18 protein-coding genes are annotated in these 21,376 nt (G+C 68.5%); 16 read left to right on the top strand and 2 right to left on the bottom strand.

The genetic code is table 11. From position 1 onward, the window contains the following. Positions 1–9: 9 nt before the first annotated feature. On the bottom strand, positions 10–771 hold the full coding sequence (locus tag ACP7AZ_RS07655) for a TorF family putative porin (protein WP_426037639.1): 762 nt from the start codon (positions 769–771) through the stop codon (positions 10–12). A gap of 532 nt (positions 772–1,303) precedes the next feature. Between ACP7AZ_RS07655 and ACP7AZ_RS07650 the strand changes: the two genes are divergently transcribed. The 16 genes from ACP7AZ_RS07650 (at position 1,304) to ACP7AZ_RS07575 (ending at position 18,643) form a co-directional block, all read left to right on the top strand. Next, complete coding sequence (locus ACP7AZ_RS07650) at positions 1,304–2,800, top strand: sensor histidine kinase (RefSeq protein ID WP_426037637.1); 1,497 nt, start codon at positions 1,304–1,306, stop codon at positions 2,798–2,800. An 18-nt stretch (positions 2,801–2,818) separates the two neighbouring features. Beyond that, positions 2,819–3,373 carry a response regulator transcription factor gene (locus ACP7AZ_RS07645; RefSeq protein ID WP_426037635.1) on the top strand — a complete coding sequence of 185 codons (555 nt, stop codon included), beginning with the start codon at positions 2,819–2,821 and terminating at the stop codon, positions 3,371–3,373. An 84-nt stretch (positions 3,374–3,457) separates the two neighbouring features. Next, on the top strand, positions 3,458–4,171 hold the full coding sequence (rutB, locus tag ACP7AZ_RS07640; RefSeq protein ID WP_426037633.1) for a pyrimidine utilization protein B: 714 nt from the start codon (positions 3,458–3,460) through the stop codon (positions 4,169–4,171). Further along, positions 4,172–4,564: a pyrimidine utilization protein C gene (rutC, locus tag ACP7AZ_RS07635; protein WP_426037631.1), complete on the top strand. Its 393-nt coding sequence runs from the start codon at positions 4,172–4,174 to the stop codon at positions 4,562–4,564. Between the two features lie 50 nt (positions 4,565–4,614). Further along, a complete protein-coding gene (locus ACP7AZ_RS07630; RefSeq protein ID WP_426037629.1) occupies positions 4,615–4,920 on the top strand; it encodes a DUF3147 family protein in 306 nt (101 codons plus the stop codon). After that, a complete protein-coding gene (rutD, locus tag ACP7AZ_RS07625) occupies positions 4,917–5,717 on the top strand; it encodes a pyrimidine utilization protein D (RefSeq protein WP_426037627.1) in 801 nt (266 codons plus the stop codon). The genes ACP7AZ_RS07630 and rutD overlap by 4 nt, the downstream gene beginning before the upstream one ends. 12 nt (positions 5,718–5,729) lie before the next feature. After that, complete coding sequence (rutA, locus tag ACP7AZ_RS07620; protein ID WP_426037625.1) at positions 5,730–6,803, top strand: pyrimidine utilization protein A; 1,074 nt, start codon at positions 5,730–5,732, stop codon at positions 6,801–6,803. Positions 6,804–6,806: 3 nt separating this feature from the next. Further along, the gene (locus ACP7AZ_RS07615; RefSeq protein ID WP_426037623.1) at positions 6,807–7,640 is read left to right on the top strand and encodes an enoyl-CoA hydratase-related protein; all 834 of its coding nucleotides are present in this window, start codon (positions 6,807–6,809) and stop codon (positions 7,638–7,640) included. Positions 7,641–7,823: 183 nt separating this feature from the next. Further along, positions 7,824–9,461 (top strand): TldD/PmbA family protein, encoded by a 1,638-nt coding sequence (locus ACP7AZ_RS07610; protein WP_426037621.1) that lies wholly within the window; start codon positions 7,824–7,826, stop codon positions 9,459–9,461. Between the two features lie 22 nt (positions 9,462–9,483). Next, positions 9,484–10,812, top strand: a complete 1,329-nt coding sequence (locus tag ACP7AZ_RS07605; protein WP_426037619.1) for a TldD/PmbA family protein — start codon at positions 9,484–9,486, stop codon at positions 10,810–10,812. Positions 10,813–10,840: 28 nt separating this feature from the next. Next, on the top strand, positions 10,841–11,548 hold the full coding sequence (locus ACP7AZ_RS07600; RefSeq protein ID WP_426037748.1) for a DUF4159 domain-containing protein: 708 nt from the start codon (positions 10,841–10,843) through the stop codon (positions 11,546–11,548). Between the two features lie 31 nt (positions 11,549–11,579). Next, entirely contained in the window at positions 11,580–12,578 is a 999-nt protein-coding gene (locus ACP7AZ_RS07595) for an AAA family ATPase (protein ID WP_426037617.1), read from the top strand. A gap of 8 nt (positions 12,579–12,586) precedes the next feature. Continuing rightward, on the top strand, positions 12,587–13,474 hold the full coding sequence (locus ACP7AZ_RS07590; RefSeq protein ID WP_426037615.1) for a DUF58 domain-containing protein: 888 nt from the start codon (positions 12,587–12,589) through the stop codon (positions 13,472–13,474). Further along, positions 13,471–14,622, top strand: a complete 1,152-nt coding sequence (locus tag ACP7AZ_RS07585) for a BatA domain-containing protein (protein ID WP_426037613.1) — start codon at positions 13,471–13,473, stop codon at positions 14,620–14,622. The genes ACP7AZ_RS07590 and ACP7AZ_RS07585 overlap by 4 nt, the downstream gene beginning before the upstream one ends. Continuing rightward, the gene (locus tag ACP7AZ_RS07580) at positions 14,619–16,784 is read left to right on the top strand and encodes a DUF4175 family protein (RefSeq protein WP_426037611.1); all 2,166 of its coding nucleotides are present in this window, start codon (positions 14,619–14,621) and stop codon (positions 16,782–16,784) included. Before ACP7AZ_RS07585 ends, ACP7AZ_RS07580 begins: the two co-directional genes overlap by 4 nt. Beyond that, complete coding sequence (locus ACP7AZ_RS07575; protein ID WP_426037609.1) at positions 16,781–18,643, top strand: hypothetical protein; 1,863 nt, start codon at positions 16,781–16,783, stop codon at positions 18,641–18,643. The genes ACP7AZ_RS07580 and ACP7AZ_RS07575 overlap by 4 nt, the downstream gene beginning before the upstream one ends. Positions 18,644–18,834: 191 nt before the next feature. Here the strand turns inward: ACP7AZ_RS07575 and ACP7AZ_RS07570 are convergent, their stop codons facing one another. Next, a complete protein-coding gene (locus ACP7AZ_RS07570; protein ID WP_426037746.1) occupies positions 18,835–21,282 on the bottom strand; it encodes a S9 family peptidase in 2,448 nt (815 codons plus the stop codon). Positions 21,283–21,376: the final 94 nt, after the last annotated feature.

The raw sequence follows: 21,376 nt of genomic DNA, 5'->3' as shown, positions 1-21,376 counted from the left end.
GGGTTGCGGTCAGAAAGAATAGGTGAGGGCGGCGACCAGACGGCCTTCATAGGCGTCGCCGTAACTGTGGCCGTCGGTGTCGTACCAGCGCACGTCGAGGGCCAGATCGTGGGGCAGCTTGCGCTTCACACCGACGTTCCAGGCCGCGTATTCGGCCCCGCCGTCGGCTGTGCGGTTCCCGACCGCGGCGGTGGCCTTGGTGTAGTCATCCAGAGCGATCCCGCCCTGGAATTCGACCCACCAGGCTTCCTTTGTCGAGGCGAATCCGTCCGCAGAATAGTTGACGCGGAACCGGGTCGAGACCGGGCCGACCTCGCCTGAAAGGTCCGCCTGATACTCGGTGATGTTGTCGTCAACACCCGCCCGGGTTCCGGGGAAGTCCCGATTGATCACCGCCACGTCCAGACCGAAATCGGCGATCGTGGTTCGGTAGCCCAGGGTGGTCACGAGTTCCGCGTCCGAGCCCTGAGAGAGTTCGGCGGAGGAGGCGAACAGGCTGCCATAGAAGCCATTGCTGGAGAGTTCGATCGAGCCCGAGGCGCTCGCCTCGCCGTTGCTTCGTCCGATACCCTTGGAGACGTGCTGGCTGGCCACCCCCAGGGTTCCCGTGAGGCGTGGCCCGGCCGGGGCCGGCGCCGCGGTGGGGCCTTCTGCCAGAGCCGTACCGGCGATCGGCAGTGAGAAGATCGTCAGGGCCGCACCCGCAATACGACCCGCAAGCGGGCTCCCGAGCCGGCGTGGCGATCCGCCCCTGTTGATCGTCCCGTTCATCCAGCCAGCTCCAGGTTGATTATCAAGCGTGGTTTCTGGCTAGACCGATCTCGATTATTGTTGGTAAACAGACAGTTAGGTATAAATACGTAATCGCAAGCCTGCCCGCTTGCTTCGGACCGACCGGGCAGGGAGCGGCCGGCCTGTCTGTGCGGACACCGGTTACCCTTATGCGCCCGCGAAAGCCGGGCCCTGTCCCCGCCCAGGCCCGGACGACTGCGGCGCGGGACGGATTCGCCCACGGGCCGCGACGTCTGCCGACTGAGCCCCGTTTCAGAGATCCGCGATTTCCGTGATGGACGAATCAGGGTTCGTGCGGTCAACACTCTGATTATTCACGAAGGGATGAATGCCATGTGCCCGCCCCCCTTGCAGCCGGACGTGGAGACCGCACCGCTCTCGGGCCGTTCCCGGGCGGTTGCGCCGGGCGGTGACGGCGTCTTCGGGCCGCGACGCCGGTCAGGGACACGCCGCGTCGTGACGTGGACGATCTGCCGCAGGCCCCGCAGCACCGGATGTGTTTGACGGGATCATGGCTGTTTTGATCCGCCCCGGCCTCCGACGCGTCGACCGGCCCTGGCCGCGATTGACGGACGTCGTCGCCAAGGTCGTCCGCTGGGCGTCGCGGGGTGCAAACGGCTATATGCTCGCGATCGCTTCGGTCGCCCTCGGCGTTGTGGCCCTCCGCCTCGGAATCGTGGGCCGGTTTCACTATCTGCCGCTGATCCCGGCCGTCCTGATACCGGCGCTTCTGGCGTCACGCGGGCCCACCATCCTGGCGATCGGGCTGGCGGTGATGTCCAACATCATTCTGGTTCAGCGCGAGGGATTGGGCGACACGATCGTCTACGCCCTGTCGTTCGCCGCCGTCGGCCTGGCCGTCGGCGAGATGGCAATCGCGCGTCGTTCCGGGAAGGCCAGCTCGGCGGCTCTGGCGTCGGAGCTGAAGCGGCGCGACGCGACGCTCGAGGCCATGCTGGCCGCGACGCCCTTGGCGACCCTTGATGCGCGGGGCGTCGTGCTGAACATGAGCCGGCCGGCCTGCGCGCTTTTTCAGACAACCGAGCCCGAGGCCGCCGGCCGCGCCTTCAAGGATTTCGTGGCGTCCTTTGATGCCTGGGCAGCGGATAACCCCGGCAAGGGTGATACCCCGCTGCGACGGTACTGGATGGCCCGCCGCTCCGACGGCAATCTGTTCCCGGTGGGAATTCGGGTGGCCTATGTCGATGCCCATTCCAAATTCTCCAGGGTTGTCCTGACCCTGACCGACCTCAGCGACTGGCACGCCGCGCAGGCCAGGAATCAAGAGCTCAGTGAACAGCTGAACCAGGTCTGGCGCTTGAATTCCCTCGGCGAAATGGCCGCAATCCTGTCCCACGAGCTGAACCAGCCCCTAAGCGCCGCAGCGATCTACATGCAGGCAGCCCAGACCGATCTGGCGCGGACCCCGCCGGTCATCGCCAACGCCAGCCGCACCCTGGAAATGGCTAAGGGACAGGCCCTCCGGGCGGGTCAGGTCATCCGCCATGCCCGCGACCTGCTGAAGGTGGGATCGCAGGCGATGAAGCCTGAGCGCATGACGTCGATGCTGTTGGAAATCGGGCCCATGCTGAAGCTGATCGCGCCCGCAGCCGATGCGATGATCAGAATCGATATCGGCGGCGACAACGACCTCGTCATGGCCGATCGCATTCCGTTCCAGCAGGCCGTGATCAACCTTGTCCGAAACGCCGTCGAGGCGGTCAGCGGCCGCGAGCGCCGCGAGGTCCACGTCCTCGGCCATGCCGTCTCGGCGACGCACTATGAGATCCGCGTCGAGGATAGCGGCCCCGGCGTGCCCCCCGAGGAGGTCGAGCGAATCTTCACACCGCTGACCACCACCAAGGCCGACGGTATGGGACTGGGCCTGTCGGTCACACGGACGATCGTCGAGGCCCACCACGGCGCCCTGGCCGTCGCGACCAGCCCCCTGGGCGGCGCGGTCTTCGCCTTTCGTCTCCAACGCGGGCAGGAAAGCCGGCAGCCATGATCTTGCCGCGACGCCCTGGTGACCCTGCTCCGGGCCGAAGGCCTGCCGTCCCGGGGCTTTGCCAGCGGGACCGATTTCTTCGACAGGATGCCGGCCGACGCGGTCGCCTGCGTTGTCACCGATCTTCGCATGCCCGGACTGGACGGCGTCGAGGTCGTGCGCCGCCTTGCCGAGATGAAGGGAAATGCCTGGCCCATCATCGTCATAACCGGCCATGGCGACGTCGCCGCGGCGGTCGAGCTGATGAAGTCGGGCGTCGTGGATTTCATCGAGAAACCGTTCGATCCCCCTCGTCTTGTCGAAGCGGTGCATGGCTGTCTGGTTCATCTGATGAAAGAGGGCGGCGCGCGTCAGAGCCGGCTTGAGGCCGCCGGACGCATCGCCCAGCTGAGCCAGCGCGAAAACCAGGTGTTCCGCGCCCTGGTCGAGGGTCGGTCCAACAAGGAGATCGCCGCGGAACTGAGTATCAGCCCGCGCACGGTTGAGATCTTCCGCGCCAAGGTCATGACCAAAATGCAGGCGAACAGCCTGCCGGCCCTGGTCCGGATGGGACTGGCGTCTCCGCCGGAATAGGCGTCAGGGCGCGAAGCCGATGCGCCACGACATAAGTCGCTCCAGCCGACTTGGCGTCGCCCGCGCATCTGTCATGGTGGAGGGATGGCCACCCTCACCCTGCCCTGCCGACCCGAACCGCTGGAGATCGATCCGGCGAAGACGGCGGTCATCGTCATCGACATGCAGAACGCCTACGCCTCGCCCGGCGGCTATCTGGATCTGGCCGGTTTCGACATCTCCGGCGCCGCCAGGGTGGTCGAGAACACCAAAGGGGTGCTCGAGGTCGCGCGCCGTGCGGGCGTCCAGGTCATCTATTTCCAGAACGGCTGGGATCCCGACTATGTCGAGGCCGGCGGCCCCGGCTCACCCAACTGGCACAAGTCCAATGCGCTGAAAACCATGCGCGCCCGGCCCGAACTGACGGGGACGCTCCTCGCCCGTGGAACGTGGGACTACGAACTGGTCGACGCGCTCAAGCCGCAGGCGGGCGACATCTGTCTGCACAAGACCCGCTACTCCGGCTTCTTCAACTCCCAGTTCGACAGCGTCCTGCGCTCGCGCGGCATCCGCAACCTCGTCTTCGTCGGCATCGCCACCAATGTCTGCGTCGAGTCCACGCTCCGGGACGGGTTCTTCCTCGAATATTTCGGCATCGTGCTGGAGGACGCCACCCATCAGGCCGGGCCCGAGTTTGTCCAGCAGGCCGCGATCTACAACATCGAGACATTTTTCGGCTGGGTCTCCAGCGTCGCCGACTTCAAGGGCGCCGTCGGTCAGATCGCGCCCCCAGAATCGAAAAGCGCACAGGAGGCCTGAATGCCCAAGACCGTCATCACACCGCCCGGCACCGTCACCCCGATCGCCCCCTTCTCGCCCGGGACCCTGGCCGACGGGATCGTCTATGTCTCGGGCACCCTGGCCTTCGACAAGGACAACAACGTCGCCTGCGTCGGCGACGCCGAGGGCCAGACGCGCATCGTGCTGGAGACCATCAAGTCGGTGATCGAGACCGCCGGCGGGACCATGGACGACGTGACCATGAACCACATCTTCCTCAAGGACTGGGCCGACTACGCCGCCCTGAACAAGGTCTATGCGGAGTATTTCCCCGGCGACAAGCCGGCCCGGTTCTGCATCGTCTGCGGCCTCGTCCGCCCCGACTTCCTCGTCGAGATCGCCACCATCGCCCACATCGGTGAACGCGCCTGAGCCCGCTCGCGACCCTGCTGATCAAGGCGGTCATCTCCGCGATCCTGATCGTGGCCGCCTCCGAGGTCGCGCGTCGCCAGCCGGGCATCGGGGCCCTGATCGCGTCCCTGCCCCTGGTGTCGGTGCTGGGCATGATCTGGCTGTGGTCGGCCAAGCCCGATCCGGAGAACATGGCGCAGCACGCCCAGGCGACCTTCTGGTACGTCCTGCCGTCCCTGCCCATGTTCCTGCTGATCCCCATGCTGCTGAGGCGCGGGATGGCGTTCTGGCCCGCACTCGGCCTCGGCTGCGCCCTGACCATCGGCCTCTATCTGGCGATGACCGCCGTCGGCCCGCGCTTTGGCTTGAAGCTGTGACAAGCGGGACCGCTGACGGCCTCTATTGGGAAATCCACGACGGACCCGGAGACGCGGCGTCGGTCATCCTGTCCGCCGGTCTCGGCGGATCGGCCACCTTCTGGGCCCCGCAGATGGACGCCCTGACCGAGCGCTTCCGCGTCATCCTCTACGACCACCGAGGAACGGGCCGCAGCGACCGCAGCCTGAAGCCCGGGCACTCCGTCGCCGCGATGGCGCAGGACATGGCCGCCGTCCTCGACGCCACGGACACGGCAAGGGCCCACCTCGTCGGCCACGCGGCGGGCGGCAATGCCGGGCTGCAGCTGGCGCTCGACCATCCCGAACGGCTCGACCGGCTGGTCGTTGTCAACGGCTGGTCGCGACCGGACCCGCATGTCGCACGCTGCTTCGCCGCCCGCATTCGCCTGCTAGAGGCCTTTGGCCCCACCGCCTATGTCGAGGCCCAGGCGGTGTTCCTCTACCCGCCCGACTGGGTCAGCGAGAACGACGCCCTGCTGAAGACGCAGGAACACCATCACATCCAGACCTTCCCCCGCACCGACGTCATGCTGGCCCGGATCTGCGCCCTGCTGGCCTTCGACATCGACGACCGGCTCGCCGAGATTCCGCACCCGGTTCTGGTCGCCGCCTCGGCCGACGACATGCTGGTTCCGCCGCTCCTGTCGCGACGTCTGGCTGAGGGTTTGCCCAGCGCGACGCTCGACGTCGTGCCCTGGGGCGGACACGCCTTTACGGCGACGGTTTCCGGTGCGTTCAATGCGCGCCTGGTCGCCTTTCTGAACGGCGACAGCTGAGGGGCGATCATCATGGAAGTCGGCGTCTTCGTACCGATCAACAACAACGGCTGGCTGATCTCAGAGACCGCGCCGCAGTACATGCCCTCGTTCGACCTGAACAAGCGCATCGCCCAGCGGGCCGAGCACTACGGCCTGGATTTCCTGCTCTCGATGATCAAGCTGCGCGGGTTCGGCGGCAAGACGGAGTTCTGGGAATACGGGCTGGAGAGCTTCACCCTGATGGCCGGGCTCGCGGCCGTCACCGAGAAGATCAAGATCTATGCAACCTGCCCGACCCTGGTCATCCCGCCGGCCTTCGCCGCGCGGATGTGCAACACGATCGATTCCATCAGCCACGGCCGCTTCGGTCTGAACCTGATCACGGGCTGGCAGAAGCCGGAATACTCCCAGATGGGCCTGTGGCCTGGCGAGGAGCATTTCCGTAACCGCTATCAGATGCTCGACGAATACGCCCGCATCCTGCGCGAGCTGTGGGAGACGGGTCGCTCGGACTTCAAGGGCGACTACTACACGATGGACGACTGTCTGGTCCGCCCGACGCCGTCGACCGACATGAAGATCATCTGCGCCGGCTCGTCGGACGAGGGCCTGGCCTTCTCGGCCCAGTGGGCGGACTACGCCTTCTGCCTCGGCAAGGGGGTCAACACGCCCAGGGCCTTCGCCTTCAACAATGAGCGTCTGGCCGAGGCGACCGCGAAGACTGGTCGCGACGTGAAGATGTTCGTCCTCGTCATGGTCATCGCTGCCGACACCGACGAAGAGGCGATGGCAAGGTGGAAACTCTACAACGACGGCGTCGACGTGGATGCGATCAGCTGGCTCAAGGATCAGGGCGCGGCCGACAAGGTCAACGCCACCACCAACGTCCGCCAGTTGGCCGCGCCCGAGGGGGCGGTGAATATCAACATGGGCACCCTGGTCGGCTCCTATGCCTCGGTCGCGCGGATGCTGGACGAGATGTCGGAGGTGCCCGGCACCGGCGGCGTCCTGCTGACCTTCGACGATTTCGAGAATGGGATCGAGGACTTCGGCCAGAAGATTCAGCCGCTGATGACCTGCCGCGCCAATGTGAAAGCGGCCTAAGCCTTGGCGAGCTTCGAGATCACCCGCGATGGCCCGATCGCGCATCTGCGTCTGACCCGGCCGGAGGCGTCGAACGCGCTCGACATGGATTTCTGGCGCCGCTTCGGGCCGGAGCTCAAGGTGCTGGATGCGACGGGCGAGGTCCGCGCCCTGGTCCTCTCCGGCGAAGGCCGAAATTTCTGCGCCGGCATGGACATCTCCGTCTTTTCGGGCGGCGCGATCCTGAACACCGACAAGGCCAGCGACCGCCAGGCCTTCCACCAGACCGCCCGAGACTTGCAGGAAACCCTGACCACGCTGGAAAAGATGCGGTTCCCCGTCATCGCCGCCATCCAGGGTGCCTGCGTCGGCGGCGGGCTCGACCTGATCGCCGCCTGCGACATCCGGCTGGCGTCGCAGGATGCGTACTTCCGCATCGAGGAAATCAACATCGGCATGATGGCCGATATCGGCAGCCTGCAACGCCTGCCGAAGCTCATGCCCGAGGGCGTGGTGCGGGAACTGGCCTATACGGGCACCAAATTGACGGTCGATCGCGCAGAACGACTGGGCATGATCAACGCCGTCCTGCCCGACGCCGAGGCGGTCGTTACGGCGGCGCTCGACATGGCGAAACGGATCGCGACCAAAGCGCCGCTGGCGATCTCCGGGTCCAAGGCCGCCCTCAACCACGCCCGCGACCACACCGTCGCCGAGGGGCTGGAATGGATCGCCGTCATGCAGGGCTCGCTGTGGAGCCCGGCCGATGTCATGGCCGCGATTCAGGCGCGCATGACGCGGACGGAGGGCGAATTCGCCCCGCTGTCGCCGCTGCGACCGTTTGACCCAGCAGTCTGAAAACCCGCCAGCACTGGTCTCGGCGTGAAGATTTCGTAATGATCAGCCGGAATGGCTCCGATCGTTTGACCTGTGTCACCCGGCTGTCAAAGATGCGGCCCGCGTGACGAGGGGGCTGCGTACAATGCCCGCTCAACACCGCCTGTGCGCCCCCGCGGCAGGCCATTCGGGTGGAGAGAAGCCTTGGATAGACGTTCATTCCTCGCCGCTTGCGGCATCGGCGCGGGCGGGCTTCTGCTGCCCGGGTTCGCCGGACGCGCCATCGCGGAATCCCAGCTGGTCGAGACCATCGACATCGCGGTCAAGAAACGCCTGGCCGACGCCGGCCTGAGCGCCGCCTCGGCAGCCGGCGCCAGCTACTGCGACGTTCGCGTCGGCCGCTACCTGCGCCAGTTCGTGATCACCCGGGAAGCCAACGTCCAGAACATCGTCAACACCGAGTCCATCGGCACGGGCGTTCGCGTCATCGCTGACGGGGCCTGGGGCTTCGCCGCCACCAACGACATGACGGCCGAAGCCGTGGCAGAGGCTGCGCGCCTCGCCACCGCCATCGCCAAGGCCAACGCCCGGAACCAGACCCAACCCGTCCAACTGGCCCCTACGCCCGGCGTCGGCGAGGTCAGCTGGAAGACCCCGATCCGCCGCAACGCGATGGAAGTACCGATCGCCGAGAAGGTCGAACTGCTGCTGGGCGTCAACGCCGCGGCGATGGCGGCCGGCGCCAACTTCGTCAACTCGCAGCTGTTCCTGGTCAACGAGCAGAAGTATTTCGCCAGCTCTGACGGCTCCTACATCGACCAGGACGTGCACCGCATCTGGGCCCCGATGTCGGTCACGGTCATCGACCAGACCACCGGCAAGTTCCGCTCGCGTCAGGGGCTGTCGGCCCCGATGGGCCTCGGCTACGAATATCTGGAAGGCCGCAGCGAGGACAAGCTGGAGTCGGCCAACGGCGCCGTGATCAGCTACGGCATGTCCTACGACATGCGCGAGGATGCGGTCGCCGCAGCCCGTCAGGCGCGCGAGAAACTGACCGCCAAGTCGGTGGAGCCGGGTCAGTACGACCTGGTCCTGGACCCCGATCACCTCGGCCTGACCATCCACGAGTCCGTCGGTCACCCGCTCGAGCTCGACCGGGTGCTGGGCTATGAGGCCAACTACGCGGGCACCAGCTTCGCCACGCTCGACAAGCGCGAGAGCCGCTTCCAGTACGGGTCGGAAATCGTCAACCTGTTCGCCGACAAGACCCAGCCCGGCAGCCTGGGCGCGGTCGAGTACGACGACGAGGGCGTGAAGACCAAGTCGTGGGATCTGATCAAGGACGGCAAGCTGGTCGACTACCAGGCGACCCGCGATCAGGTTCACATCCTGGGCAAAAATGCTTCGGACGGCTGCTCCTACGCCGACAGCTGGTCGACGGTTCAGTTCCAGCGCATGGCCAATGTCTCGCTGAAGCCGGGCACGCAGCCGATGACCCGCAACGACATGATCTCGAACGTCGAAAACGGCATCTACATCCTCGGCCGCGGGTCGTTCTCGATCGATCAGCAGCGCTACAACGCCCAGTTCGGCGGCACCCTGTTCTACGAGATCAAGAACGGCGAGATCACCCAGCCGCTCGAGGATGTCGCCTATCAGATGCGCACGCCCGAGTTCTGGAACGCCTGCTCGGCCATCTGCGACGAGAGCGACTACCGCATGTTCGGTTCGTTCTTCGACGGCAAGGGCCAGCCCAGCCAGGTGTCGGCGGTGAGCCACGGCTCCTCCTCCACCCGCTTCGACAAGATCAATGTCATCAACACCGCGCGTTCGCTCGGTTGATCGGACCCAAGGGAAAAATCACATGAGCATCATGACGGAAGCCGAGGCCAAGACGATCCTCGACAAGGTGATCGCACTGTCGACCGCCGACGAATGCACCGCGCAGCTGGACGGGACGATCGACGGAAATATCCGCTTCGCCCTGAACAACGTCTCGACCAGCGGCGTCATCTCCAACATCGACCTCAGCGTCCAGGTCGCGTTCGGCAAGCGCGTGGGCACCGCGACGATCAACGAGTTCTCGGACGTGGCCCTCGCCCGCGTCGTCAAGCGCGCCGAGGACCTGGCCAAACTGGCCCCGGAGAACCCGGAGTTCATGCCGGCGGTCGGTCCTCAGACCTATCGCGCCACGAACACCTTCAGCGCGGCGACGGCGGCCATCACGCCAGAGAACCGCGCCGAAATCGCCCGCGCCTCGATCGCCCCCTGCAAATCGCAAAATCTGATCGCCGCCGGGTTCCTGAACGACAACCAGAGCTTCACCGCCTTCGCCAACTCGAAGGGCGCCTTCGGTTATCAGCGCTCCACCGAGATGGACTACACCTGCACGGTGCGGACCGAGGACGGCACGGGATCGGGCTGGGTCGCCCGTAACCTTCAGGACGCCAGCACCTTCAACGTCGATACCGACATCCAGATCGCGATGCGCAAGGCCAGCGCCTCGCGCGACGCCCAGGCGCTCGAGCCCGGCAAGTACACGGTGATCCTGGAACCGGCCGCGGCCGCGGGCCTGATCTCCTTCATGTTCAACTTCTTCGACGCCCGTTCGGCGGACGAGGGCCGCAGCTTCCTGTCCAAGGCGGGCGGCGGCAACAAGATCGGCGAACAGGTCTTCGACCCGCGCGTCAACGTCTACTCGGATCCCGGCCACGCCGAGACCCCGGCCCTGCCCTGGGACGGCGATGGCCTGCCACGCGAGCGCGTCAACATCGTCGAGAACGGCGTCGTTCGAAACCTGGGCTATTCGCGCTTCTGGGCCGACAAACAGGGCAAGCCGCAGATGGCCCAGCCGGGCAACATTATCATGGAGGGCGGCTCCAAGTCGACGTCCGACCTGGTGCGCGAGACCGAGCGCGGCATCCTGGTGACCCGCACCTGGTACATCCGCATGGTGGACCCGCAGACGGTGCTGCTAACCGGCCTGACCCGCGACGGCACCTTCTACATCGAGAACGGCGAGCTGAAATATCCGCTGAAGAATTTCCGCTTCAACGAGTCCCCCGTGATCATGCTGAACAACATCGACGAACTGGGCCGCTCGGTCCGCGTCGGCGATGACGGTCCGACCATGATGATCCCGCCCATGCGCGTGCGCGACTTCACCTTCACCTCCCTGTCCGACGCCGTCTGACCGGAGAGAGTGCGTGTCGCGTTCGAGTATGACACGCGCGGATGCCTTGCGACTGCTGACCGGCGGCGCGCTGGGAGCCCTGCTTGCAGGCTTCCCGCGCGCCGCCGACGCGCAGGCCACCTATGATTTCTGGTTCACCCGGTTGCGCTATGATTCCGGCGACTGGGACGTGGACCAGCGGATGCCGGCCAACATCCTGACCTCCCTGGTCGACTACACCAACCTGCGCGTCGATCCCGAAGAGCGGGTCGTGGCCCTGGCCGATCCGGCCATGCTGACCGCCCCGTTCTGCTATCTCGCCGGCCACAAGCTGGTCGAGTTCAACGCCGCGGAGGCGCGCAATTTCGAACGCTATGTGAGGAACGGCGGCTTCGTCTTCGTCGACGATTGCAACCACGACATAGACGGCCTGTTCGCCACGACGTTCGAGCGTCAGATGGCCTCGATCTTCGGCGCGGAGGCCCTGAAGAAATTGCCCAATGACCACGCCATCTACTCGAGCTTCTTCGAGTTCGAGGACGGCCCGCCAGCGACCAGTTTCGAACTGAATGGCTGGGGCGACGACCTCATTCACGACTACCTCAAGGGCATCGAGATCGATGGCCGGCTGGGCGTGCTCTACTCCAATAAGGACTATGGCTGCGAGTGGGACTACGACTGGCGCAACAAGCGCTTCCTGGCCGAGGACAACACCAAGTTCGCGGTCAACATCATCCTCTACGCCCTGACGGCCTGACCTTCCGCCTGTCCTCCTCCCCGGAGCCTCTATGACCACGCCCACCCAAACCGAGATCGACGCCCGGCTGGCCCAGCTCGGCAAGCTGAAGGCCGCGATCGGCCAGGCCATCGTCGGCCAGAACGAGGTCGTCGAACAGCTGCTGATCGGCCTGCTCGCCGGCGGCCACTGTTTGATCGAGGGCGTCCCCGGCCTCGGCAAGACCCTGCTCGTCCGTACCCTGGGCCAGGCCCTGCATCTGGAGTTTCGGCGCGTCCAGTTCACCCCCGACCTGATGCCCTCGGACATCCTCGGCACCGAGGTGCTGGAGGAGGATCACGGCACCGGCCACCGCAGCTTCCGCTTCCAGCCCGGCCCGGTCTTCACCAACCTGTTCCTCGCCGACGAGCTGAACCGCACCCCGCCCAAGACCCAGGCCGCCCTGCTGGAGGCGATGCAGGAGCATACGGTCAGCTATGCCGGCGTGACCCACAAGCTGAACGAACCCTTCTTCGTCCTGGCGACCCAGAATCCGCTGGAACAGGCCGGCACCTATCCCCTGCCCGAGGCGCAGCTTGACCGCTTCCTGCTGAACATCCGCGTCGGCTATCCGACGGCGGAAGAGGAGCGCGCCATCCTGGTCCAGACGACCGGCTCCGGCGGCGGCGCGGTGCCCCAGGTCATGGTCGGCGAGGATATCGTCGCCCTGCAGAAATGGGTGCGCGACGTCTATGTCGGGGAGGCCCTCCTGACCTGGATCACCGCCCTGGTCCGCGCCACCCGGCCGTCGGCGGACTCGCCGAAAGCCATTCAGGACTATGTGCGCTGGGGCGCCGGTCCGCGCGCCGGTCAGGCGCTGGTCCTCGCCGCCAAGGCGCGCGCCCTGCTGCATGGCCGTCTGGCCGCAACGCGCGAGGACGTCGTAGCCCTGGCCGCACCGGTCCTGCGTCACCGCATCCTCCTGTCATTCGCCGCCGAGGCGGAGCGCAAAACGGCCGACGACGTCGTCTCCGCCCTTCTGGCCGCCCTGCCCGCACCCGCACCCGACTGATCCACGGCATGTCCCCGCTCGACCTGCCCCCGGAGTTGCGCAGCCGCCTTCGTCGTCTGTCCATCGTCCCGCGTCGCGCGGCGGTGCTGGCGAGTGCGGGCATGCATGACAGCCGCAACAAGGGCGGCGGGCTCGAGTTCGCCCAGTACCGGGCCTATGAGCGTGGCGACGATCTGCGGGCCATCGACTGGAAACTCTACGCCCGCTCGGACAGGTTCTTCGTCCGCGACGCCGAGCGCGAGAGCCCCGTCGCCATCTGGATCGTCATCGACGCCAGCGCTTCCATGGCCCAGGCCGATCTCGCCCGCCCGGACTGGTCCCGCTTCGACGCCGCGCGCCGCCTCACTGCCAGCCTGATCGAGATCGCCCTGTATCAAGGCGACCGCTTCGGCGTGGTGGTGGAGCGCGCCGAGGGGCCGATGGTCCTGACGCCGCACGCCGATGGCCGCCATCGCGACCGGCTGCTGCTGGCGCTGGCCCCGCTGAAGGCTGCGGGCGCGGCGGACTGGTCCCGTGACGTCGGCATCTTCGGCGAACAGATCGGCGCGCGCGACCTGATCGTCATCCTGACCGACGGCTTCGACGATGGCTGTATCGGGACTGCCGAACGGTTAGCCGCCTCTGGCCGCGACATCTGCCTCGTCCAGATCCTGACCGGCGACGAGCGCGATTTCCCGTTCGACCGGGGTTATCGCTTCCATGACCCGGAGACGGGGGCCGAACTGATCGGCGACGGCCGCTCGCTCCGCGCCGACTTCGTCGCCCGGTTCGCCGCCGCCCGCGCCGCGCTGGCCGCCCGGCTCGACGCGCGCGGCATCCGCCACGTCGAGCATTTCATCGACGAGAGCGCGGACATTCCGATCCGCACCCTGTTCCGCCCGACCGGCCGACAATGAACCCGGCGCTGCTCCTCCCCGCTGGCCTCGCCGCCCTGCTGGCCCTGGCGATCCCGATCGTCATCCATATCGCGCGCCGCACCGAGAGCCGGACGATCGACTTCGCCGCCCTGCGCTGGCTCGATCCCCAGCCGAAGCCGCGTCGCAGCCTGACCATCGACGAGCGGTTGCTGCTGGCCGCTCGCCTCCTGCTGCTGGCTCTGATCGCCCTCTGGCTGGCCGCGCCGGTACTGTGGAACGCCGCCGACGATCGCCCCGTCGTGGCCATCGCGCCGGGCGCCGACGCCGCGACCATCGCTGCTGCCACGGAAAAGGGCGACCGCGTCGTCTGGCTGGCGCCCGGCTTCCCCGAGCACGGCGCCCTGACCCCCGTCGCGCCAGGGGATGTCGTCAGCCTGATCCGCCAGCTCGACGCCGAACTCCCGCCCGGCGCCCCGGTCAAACTAGTCGTCCCCGGCACGCTCGACGGCGTCGACGCCGAGCGCCCGAGGCTGTCCCGCCGTGTCGGATGGACCGTCGGCGCCGAAGCGGCCGCGGCCCAGATCGGCTCGCCCGCGCCGCCGTCCCTGACCGTCCGCTTCGCCCCGGAGGCCGGGGATGCCGTCCGCTATTTCCGCGCCGCCGCCACGGCCTGGACCGCGGCCGACGTCGCCCCGACCTTCGCCGCCGAACCGGTCGATCGCGCCGTCCCGAACAGCGCCCGTCATTTGATCTGGCTGGCGTCCGGCCGCGTCCCTGTTCCGGTCGAGCGCTGGGTCCGAAATGGCGGCGTGATCCTGACCGCGCTCGACTCCCGCATCCCCGTCGAGGGCGAGACCGTTCCCGTGTGGCGCGGTGCGGCCGGAGAACCGCTGGCTTTCGCGGGCCGTCTGGGCCGGGGCCGCGTCATCCGCCTGACCCGCGCGCTGGAACCCGCCGCCATCCCGCAGCTGGTCGAGCCGGACTTCCCCGACGCCCTCCTGTCCATGCTCGATCCGCGTCCGGCGCCCGGCCGCGTCGCCGCCGTCGATCATGCCCCCCTGACCGGCGCCGCCCCCTATGACCAGCCGCCGCTCGACCTGCGTCCGTGGCTGGCCCTGCTGATCGCCGTCGCCTTCGCCGGCGAGCGTTGGCTGGCCATGCGGCGCCAGAGGGCGATCACGCCATGACGGCCGTCCCTGTCCTGCTGAACCACCAGAGCGCCGCCCGCGCGCGCGCCGGTCTCGACACCGTCGCCCTCGGCCTGCCCGGCGTTCTCGTACTCGCCGCGCTGGGCTGGCGGCTGTTCGGAGTGACGGGCGCGGTCATCGCCGCCCTGCCTGGTCTCATCGCCCTCGCTGCCGTCGCCATCTGGCGCTCTCGCCGGTTCGACCTGCGCTGGCTGATCGGCGAGCTCGACGCCCGCATTCCGCGCTTCGAGGACAGCACCGCCCTGTTATTCAGGGACCGCGCCGCCGTCGCCGGCCTCGCCGCCCTGCAACGCGACCGGCTGGAGAGCCGCGTCCACGAAGCCTCCGCCATCGACCTCCGCCCCGACTGGTCGCAGCGGCCGATCCTGATCGCCTGGGCCGCCGCCGTCATCCTGATCGCCGCCATCTTGATCTGGCCTAGCGCGAACGGCTCCGAGACCAGGACCGCCGCCCCCGCCCGCGCCGCCGCCGGAGCCACGGCGCCCGTCCTGACCGGCGCGCGCCTGCGGATCACTCCGCCCGCCTACACCGGCCTGCCCGTCCGCGAGCAGACCGCGCTCGACGCCCGGGCGCCAGAGGGCTCTCGCGTGGAATGGCTGATCGACTTCGCCCCGCAGCCGTCCTCGGCCGGACTGGAGTTCCCCGAAAGCACGCCGGTGTCCCTGATCCGGGACGGCCGGCGCTGGACCGGCGCGCGGATCGTCGATCGACCCCTGCTCTACCGGATCGAGGCCACGGGTCTGGCCCAGCAGCGTCTGAATCGGCTCGACGCCGTCGCCGACGCCGCACCTGTCGTCCGCCTGGTCGAACCCGAAAGCCAGCTGGTCCAGCTCACCCCAGGCCAGACGACCTGGACGCCCGTGTTCGAGGCCAGCGACGACTACGGCGTCATCGAGACAGCGACCCTGCGCATCACTGTCACCAAGGGCGACGGCGAGAACATCACCTTCGAGCAGCGCTCCATGCCGCTGCGTGGACGGGGCGCGGCGAAACAGCTGCGTTTCTCCACGACGCTCGATCTCGCCCGCGAGGGCATGGCGGCCGGCAGCGACCTGATCGTCCAGCTCGTCGTCTCCGATAACCGGGTGCCTGAACGCCAGCAGGTCGAGGGTCCCAGCGTGATCCTGAGATGGCCCGCCAACCTCGCCATGGCCGACGGGCTGGACGGCATGGCCATGCGCATCATGCCCGCCTATTTCGCCAGCCAGCGCCAGATCATCATCAACGCCGAGGCCCTGATCGCCGAGCGTCGTCGGCTGGAGCCGCGCGCCTTGATGGACCGCTCCAACGTCATCGGCGAGGAACAGGCCGCGCTGCGTCTGCGCTACGGACAGTTCATGGGCGAGGAGGCGGAGGGCGGTGGAGGCAGCGGCATCATCCTGCCGACCAGCGACGCTCCGCCCGCCCGCGCGCCTCTGCCGACCAGCGACGCGCCCGCGCCCGCCCAAGCGCCCGCGCATGACGAGCATGACGATCACGGCGACCATGGCGGAGAGGCCGCCGGCGGCGCCATGGGTTCCGAGGTCGATGTGCTGCACGAGTTCGGCCACGCCCACGACACCGGTGAGGCCGCGACCCTGTTCGCGCCCCGGACCCGATCCGCCCTCGCCCGCGCGCTGGACGCCATGTGGAGCTCGGAGCGGGAGCTGCGTCAGGGACGGCCGGAGCAGGCCCTGCCCTTTGCCAACGAAGCGCTGGAACTGCTGAAGGAGGCCCAGCGCGCGACCCGCGTCTTCCTTCCCAGACTCGGCTCGGACCTGCCGCCCGTCGACTTCGCCCGCCGTCTGACCGGCAAGCGCGAGGACATCGTGGCGGAGACTGCCGAGCGTCCCGAACGCAGTCCTGCAGACGCCGTCGCCGCCGACGCCTGGCGCGCGCTGGAGGAACGGCCGCGTTCGGCCTCGGGGGCGCTGGCGCTCGGCGCCCTCGACCGCTGGGCGCGCGAGAATGGAGGCCGGCTCGCCGATCCCCTGGCCCTGCGAGCTGCCATCGACACGGTGCGCAACGAGCCCGCCTGTCTCGACTGCCGCCGCCGCCTGCGCGCCCTACTGTGGACCGCCCTGCAACGTCCGGCCCCGTCGCCCGGCCGCCGCGAGGCTCCCGGCGCACGCGGCCAACGCTATCTGGACGCCCTGCGATGAACGTCTCCAGCCCGGCTCTCTGGACGACCCTGATCATCGTCGCAGGGGTTGCCCTCGGCGTCATACCTCTGCTCCGGTGGCAAGGATCCGCGGCTCCGGAGGCCCAGGCCCCGCGCTGGCGTCTGGCCGCACTGATCGGCCTTCAGGTCGTCGCCGGCGCCCTCGTCTGGCTGACGCTGAACCCGCCCTCGTCCGTCATCCGCACCGGAACCCTGATCGTCGCCACGGGGGGATCCCCCGCGATCATCCCGACCGCGCCCGGAGACATCCTGGTGGCCCTGCCCGAGGCCGGCCCCGTCACCGGCGCGACCCGCGTCCCCGACCTCGCGACGGCGCTGCGACGTTCTCCCACGCCGGTCCGTATCCGGGTCCTGGGGCAAGGGTTCACGCCACGAGACCAGTCTCCCCTGCCTGTGCCGGTCGAGTTCTCCGCCCCGCCCCCTCCGCGCGGCCTGATCGACATCGCCCTGCCCGAGGTGACGGCGCCCGGCGCGACCTTCGTCGTCGGCGGACAGGTTGGAACGATGCCTGCGGGAACCGTCGAACTGGTCGATCCCGCCGACGTCGTCGTCGATCGCGCCCGCACAGCGCCCGGCGAGCGTTTCGCCCTGATGGCCGCCGCCCGCGCGCCCGGCCTCGCCCTGTTCGACCTCAGGCTCCGCGACCCCGCCGGCGCCGTCGTCGAGCGCATCGCCATCCCGGTCGAGACCATGGCGACGACGCCGCCGCGCGTCCTCGTCCTCGCGGGAGCGCCCACGGCCGAGACCAAATATCTGAAGCGCTGGGCCGAGGATTCCGGCGTCGAACTGACCCTCGACATCGACGTCGGCGCGGGCGTCCGGCTCGGCGACGCACCCGTGCCGTTCAACGCCGCGACCCTGGATGAACAGGATCTCGTGGTTCTCGATGACCGTCGCTGGGACAGTCTCGGCGGCAGCCAGCGTGCGGCCCTGACGGCGGCAGTGAACGGCGGCATGGGTCTTCTGTTCCGCCCGACCGGCCCGCTGTCGGCCGCGACCCGGCGCGACTGGGCCGGGCTCGGCATCGCCCTGACGGGCGGCGACGAGGCCGTTCCGCTGCGCCTCGATCTCCCCGCCGAAGAGGCCACGCCCGGGGCCGAGGCCGAGACGGCCGAAGAGACCGAGGCCATGCCGGAACTGGCCCGTCGCGACCTGACCGACGAGGGCTCCGGCGCCGTGACCCTGTTGCGGGATGCCGACGGGGTCGCCCTGGCCAGTTGGCGCGCGCGCGGCCGCGGCCGGGTCGGCGTCTGGACCGTGACCGACAGCTACGCCCTGGTGCTCACCGGCCGTCCGGATCGCTACGGCGAGATGTGGAGCGCCCTCTTCTCGCAGATCGGCCGCGCCGGCGACGACAGCCGCGCCGAGGTCGACGGCATCGCCCGCGTCGGCGCCCGCATCGCCGTGTGCCGCCTCGTCGGACAGGCCAATGTCCTGGGCCAGGACGGCCGCGCCCATGGCCTGCGCGTTGATCCGGCCGCCGGCGACCGCGCCTGCGCCGCCTACTGGCCCGAACAACCGGGCTGGCACGTCATCCGCGACGGCGAGAACCGCCAGACGGCCTTCTATGTCCAGCCCGCGGACGCCGCGCCTTCTTTGGTCATGGCCGCCAACCGTTTGGCGACGCTGGCGCTCGCGGGGACCGCCCCGACCCGGGCGGCGCCGGCCTCGACCTCCGACGCGCCCGGCTCACCCTGGCCGTGGTTCGCCGGGCTGCTGGTGGTGTTGTCAGGCCTGTGGTGGCTCGAACGGAACCGGGACGTCGGCGGATGGGTCGCGGCCTTGCGAACGCGCGTCGGCCATCGCTGGAGCGGGTTCGCCGCGCGACTCCGGAAATAGACTCGACAGAGTCGACAGAGTCGCGCCGCTTCGACGGGGTGATGATGAGACCTGTCAAAGACCGCAAAGATCAGATGGGAGCCCCGGCCTGACGCGAAAGACCTGAGCAGGAATAAATTCGCAGCGCCCTTTGGCGCCGTGGCCGCCGGCAGGAGGGATCACCCTCCGCCGGAGGCCAGGCCAGGCCGGACCTATTGCGATCCCGCCGCCGGAGCGGTGGGGTTCTTGATCGTCTGGTCCAGCCAGCGGGTCATCTCCCACAGGGTGTGACCGACCGATTCCCGCGCCCGATAGCCGTGCGCCTCGAGCGGCAGGACGACGTAGCGGACCGTCGCCCCATTGCCCTTCAGCGCGGCGTAGAACCGCTCCGACTGGATCGGGAAGGTGCCCTGGTTGTCGTCCGCCTCGCCGTGGATCAGCAGGATCGGCTCATTGACCTTGTCGGCATAGGCGAAGGGCGACATCTCGTTATAGGTCTCCGGCGCCTGCCAGTAGGTGCGCTGCTCGGCCTGGAATCCGAACGGCGTCAGGGTGCGGTTATAGGCGCCCGACCGGGCGATGCCGGTGGCGAACAGGTCGGTGTGAGCCAGCAGGTTTGCGGTCATGAAGGCGCCGTAGCTGTGGCCCCCGACGGCGATACGGCCGCGTTCGGCCACGCCCATTCCTACCACCGCATCGACCGCCGCCTTCGCGCTGGCGGCGAGTTGTTCGATGTAGGTGTCGTTCGGCTCGGTCCCGTCCGCGCCCACGATCGGCATCGAGGGGTTGTCCAGAATGGCGTAGCCCTGGGTCAGCAGGAACAGGTGGCTGGAGCCGCCCGGACGCACGAAGCGGTTGGCGGTATCCACGACCTGACCGGCCACGGCCGCGTCGGTGAACTCCGCCGGATAGGCCCACATCAGCAGCGGCAGGGGGCCGTCGCGATCCTTGTCGTAGCCGGCCGGCAGATAGAGGGTGCCCGACAGCTGCACCCCGTCGTCTCGGGTGTAGGTGATCAGCTGCTGGGTCACGCCAGCCAGCTGCGGCGCCGGGTCGGGGAAGCTGGTCAGGGGCGTCACGTCGCCGTCCAGGTCGCGGACCCGCAGGTTTGCCGGCTCGGTCCGGCTCTCGCGCACCGTGACCAGACGGCGGCCGTCGTCATCAAGCAGACCGACGACGGTCTCGTACTCGCCGCTCGCCGACTGCCAGATCCGCTCCGTCTGGCCTGTCGCGAGGTCGAGCGTGCCGAGGAAGGGATACTCGCCCTCCCGCGTCGCGCCGTCGCCCTCGACGAAGACGCGCGACCCGTCCGGGGTGAACTGGATCACCTCGCGGCCCGCGGCGTTGGCCTCGGTCGCGATCGAGCCCGGGTCGTTGTAGCGATCCTGATAGTTGCGATCGACGATGACGCGGCCAGCGCCCGGACGCGACGGATCGACGACCGACCGGGTCTCGTGCCGGGTGTTGAACCACTGGGTGTTGACCACGGCCACGTCCGACCGGCCCCAGGTCACGCCGGCATAGCGTTCGGGCAGATCGATCAGGGTCGTCGCCTGACCTTTGAATGGCGCATCCAGCATCAGGACGCGGTCGCGCACGGTCGCCGGCGTACGCGGATCACCGCCGTCCTGGGCCTCGACCCAGACCAGGGTCGATGGCGTGTCGGCGCGCCACTGGGCTGCGCGGGGGCCGGTCTCTACGGCGTCGAAGGGCGGCGGGATATTGTCACGCAGCGGCAGGTCGGCGACCTCATGCACGACCCGGCCGTCCATGTCGGTCACCACCACGTCGCCGGGGAACAGGCGCGCGGGCACGACATAGCTGAACGGCCGTCTGGCCGTGGTCTGCAGCAGATAGCGGCCATCCGGCGACACCGAAGCGCCCAGGATCACGCCCGGCGCGCCGATGCTGCGGGCCTCTCCGGTCAGCGGGACGACAACCAGCTGCGCGGTGAAATAGTGGGCGAACAGGGCCTCATCGCCGGCATCGGCCAGCAGGTCCTGATAGGTGCGCACCGCCGCCGCGCGGCCGCCGCTCTCGGCGACCGTGGGCCCGGCCGGCGCGGCCGTCACGTCCGGCGCAGCGCCGCGATCAGCCGGCACGGCCCGGACCAGCAGGCCCGAACTGTCCGGCAGCCAGCTCATGCCGGCGCCCGTCGCGGCGTTCACGCGGGCGCCAAACACCTCGCGCGCCGTGGCCGTGCCGACATCGGCGACCCACAGGGCCATGCCTTCGGGCTGGTCCATCAGGAAGGCGACAGACCTGCCGTCGGGCGACCAGCTCGCCCCCGTGAAGCGCGAGCCTTCGGGCAGGGCGACGGCGCGCGCCGCGCCGCCTTCGACCGACTGGAAGCTCAGGCCCGTCACCCAGGAGATGCGGCTGTTGGCCGGTCCGTTGTTGCGCGGATTGATCCGATAGCCGGCGAGGCGGAGCATCGGCTCGGCCAGTTCGGCGATCGTCGGCAGGTTGGACCGCTGGAAAAGGACCAGGGTCTTCTGATCGGGGCTGACGCTGGCGCCGGGCGTCGGCCGGGCGTCCAGGATGTCCGCAATCGGCGCGGGCGGCTGCTGATAGGTCAGCGCGCTACCGGCCGTCTGGGCCAGAACGGGCGTCGCGAACAGCATCAGCACAGTCGGCGCCACATGACGCATCAGTCGCATCTTCATCGGAAACTCTCACCCAGACAGGACAAGGCGGGCCCCTCCGGCGCGCCGGGCGGGACAGTAACCCCGCATTTCGCCCTGGTCACCAAGG

The sequence above is a fragment of the Brevundimonas sp. DC300-4 genome (assembly GCF_049897365.1).
Classification (GTDB): Bacteria; Pseudomonadota; Alphaproteobacteria; order Caulobacterales; family Caulobacteraceae; genus Brevundimonas.
This window is presented reverse-complemented; position numbering and strand designations above follow the sequence as displayed.

Coding starts and splice junctions, on each gene's coding strand:
- ACP7AZ_RS07570 (WP_426037746.1), bottom strand. CDS start 21,282: ATGCGACTGATGCGTCATGTGGCGCCGACTGTGCTGATGCTGTTCGCG.
- ACP7AZ_RS07600 (WP_426037748.1), top strand. CDS start 10,841: ATGACACGCGCGGATGCCTTGCGACTGCTGACCGGCGGCGCGCTGGGA.
- ACP7AZ_RS07585 (WP_426037613.1), top strand. CDS start 13,471: ATGAACCCGGCGCTGCTCCTCCCCGCTGGCCTCGCCGCCCTGCTGGCC.
- ACP7AZ_RS07580 (WP_426037611.1), top strand. CDS start 14,619: ATGACGGCCGTCCCTGTCCTGCTGAACCACCAGAGCGCCGCCCGCGCG.
- ACP7AZ_RS07595 (WP_426037617.1), top strand. CDS start 11,580: ATGACCACGCCCACCCAAACCGAGATCGACGCCCGGCTGGCCCAGCTC.
- ACP7AZ_RS07590 (WP_426037615.1), top strand. CDS start 12,587: ATGTCCCCGCTCGACCTGCCCCCGGAGTTGCGCAGCCGCCTTCGTCGT.
- ACP7AZ_RS07655 (WP_426037639.1), bottom strand. CDS start 771: ATGAACGGGACGATCAACAGGGGCGGATCGCCACGCCGGCTCGGGAGC.
- rutC (WP_426037631.1), top strand. CDS start 4,172: ATGCCCAAGACCGTCATCACACCGCCCGGCACCGTCACCCCGATCGCC.
- ACP7AZ_RS07605 (WP_426037619.1), top strand. CDS start 9,484: ATGAGCATCATGACGGAAGCCGAGGCCAAGACGATCCTCGACAAGGTG.
- ACP7AZ_RS07650 (WP_426037637.1), top strand. CDS start 1,304: ATGGCTGTTTTGATCCGCCCCGGCCTCCGACGCGTCGACCGGCCCTGG.
- rutA (WP_426037625.1), top strand. CDS start 5,730: ATGGAAGTCGGCGTCTTCGTACCGATCAACAACAACGGCTGGCTGATC.
- ACP7AZ_RS07575 (WP_426037609.1), top strand. CDS start 16,781: ATGAACGTCTCCAGCCCGGCTCTCTGGACGACCCTGATCATCGTCGCA.
- rutB (WP_426037633.1), top strand. CDS start 3,458: ATGGCCACCCTCACCCTGCCCTGCCGACCCGAACCGCTGGAGATCGAT.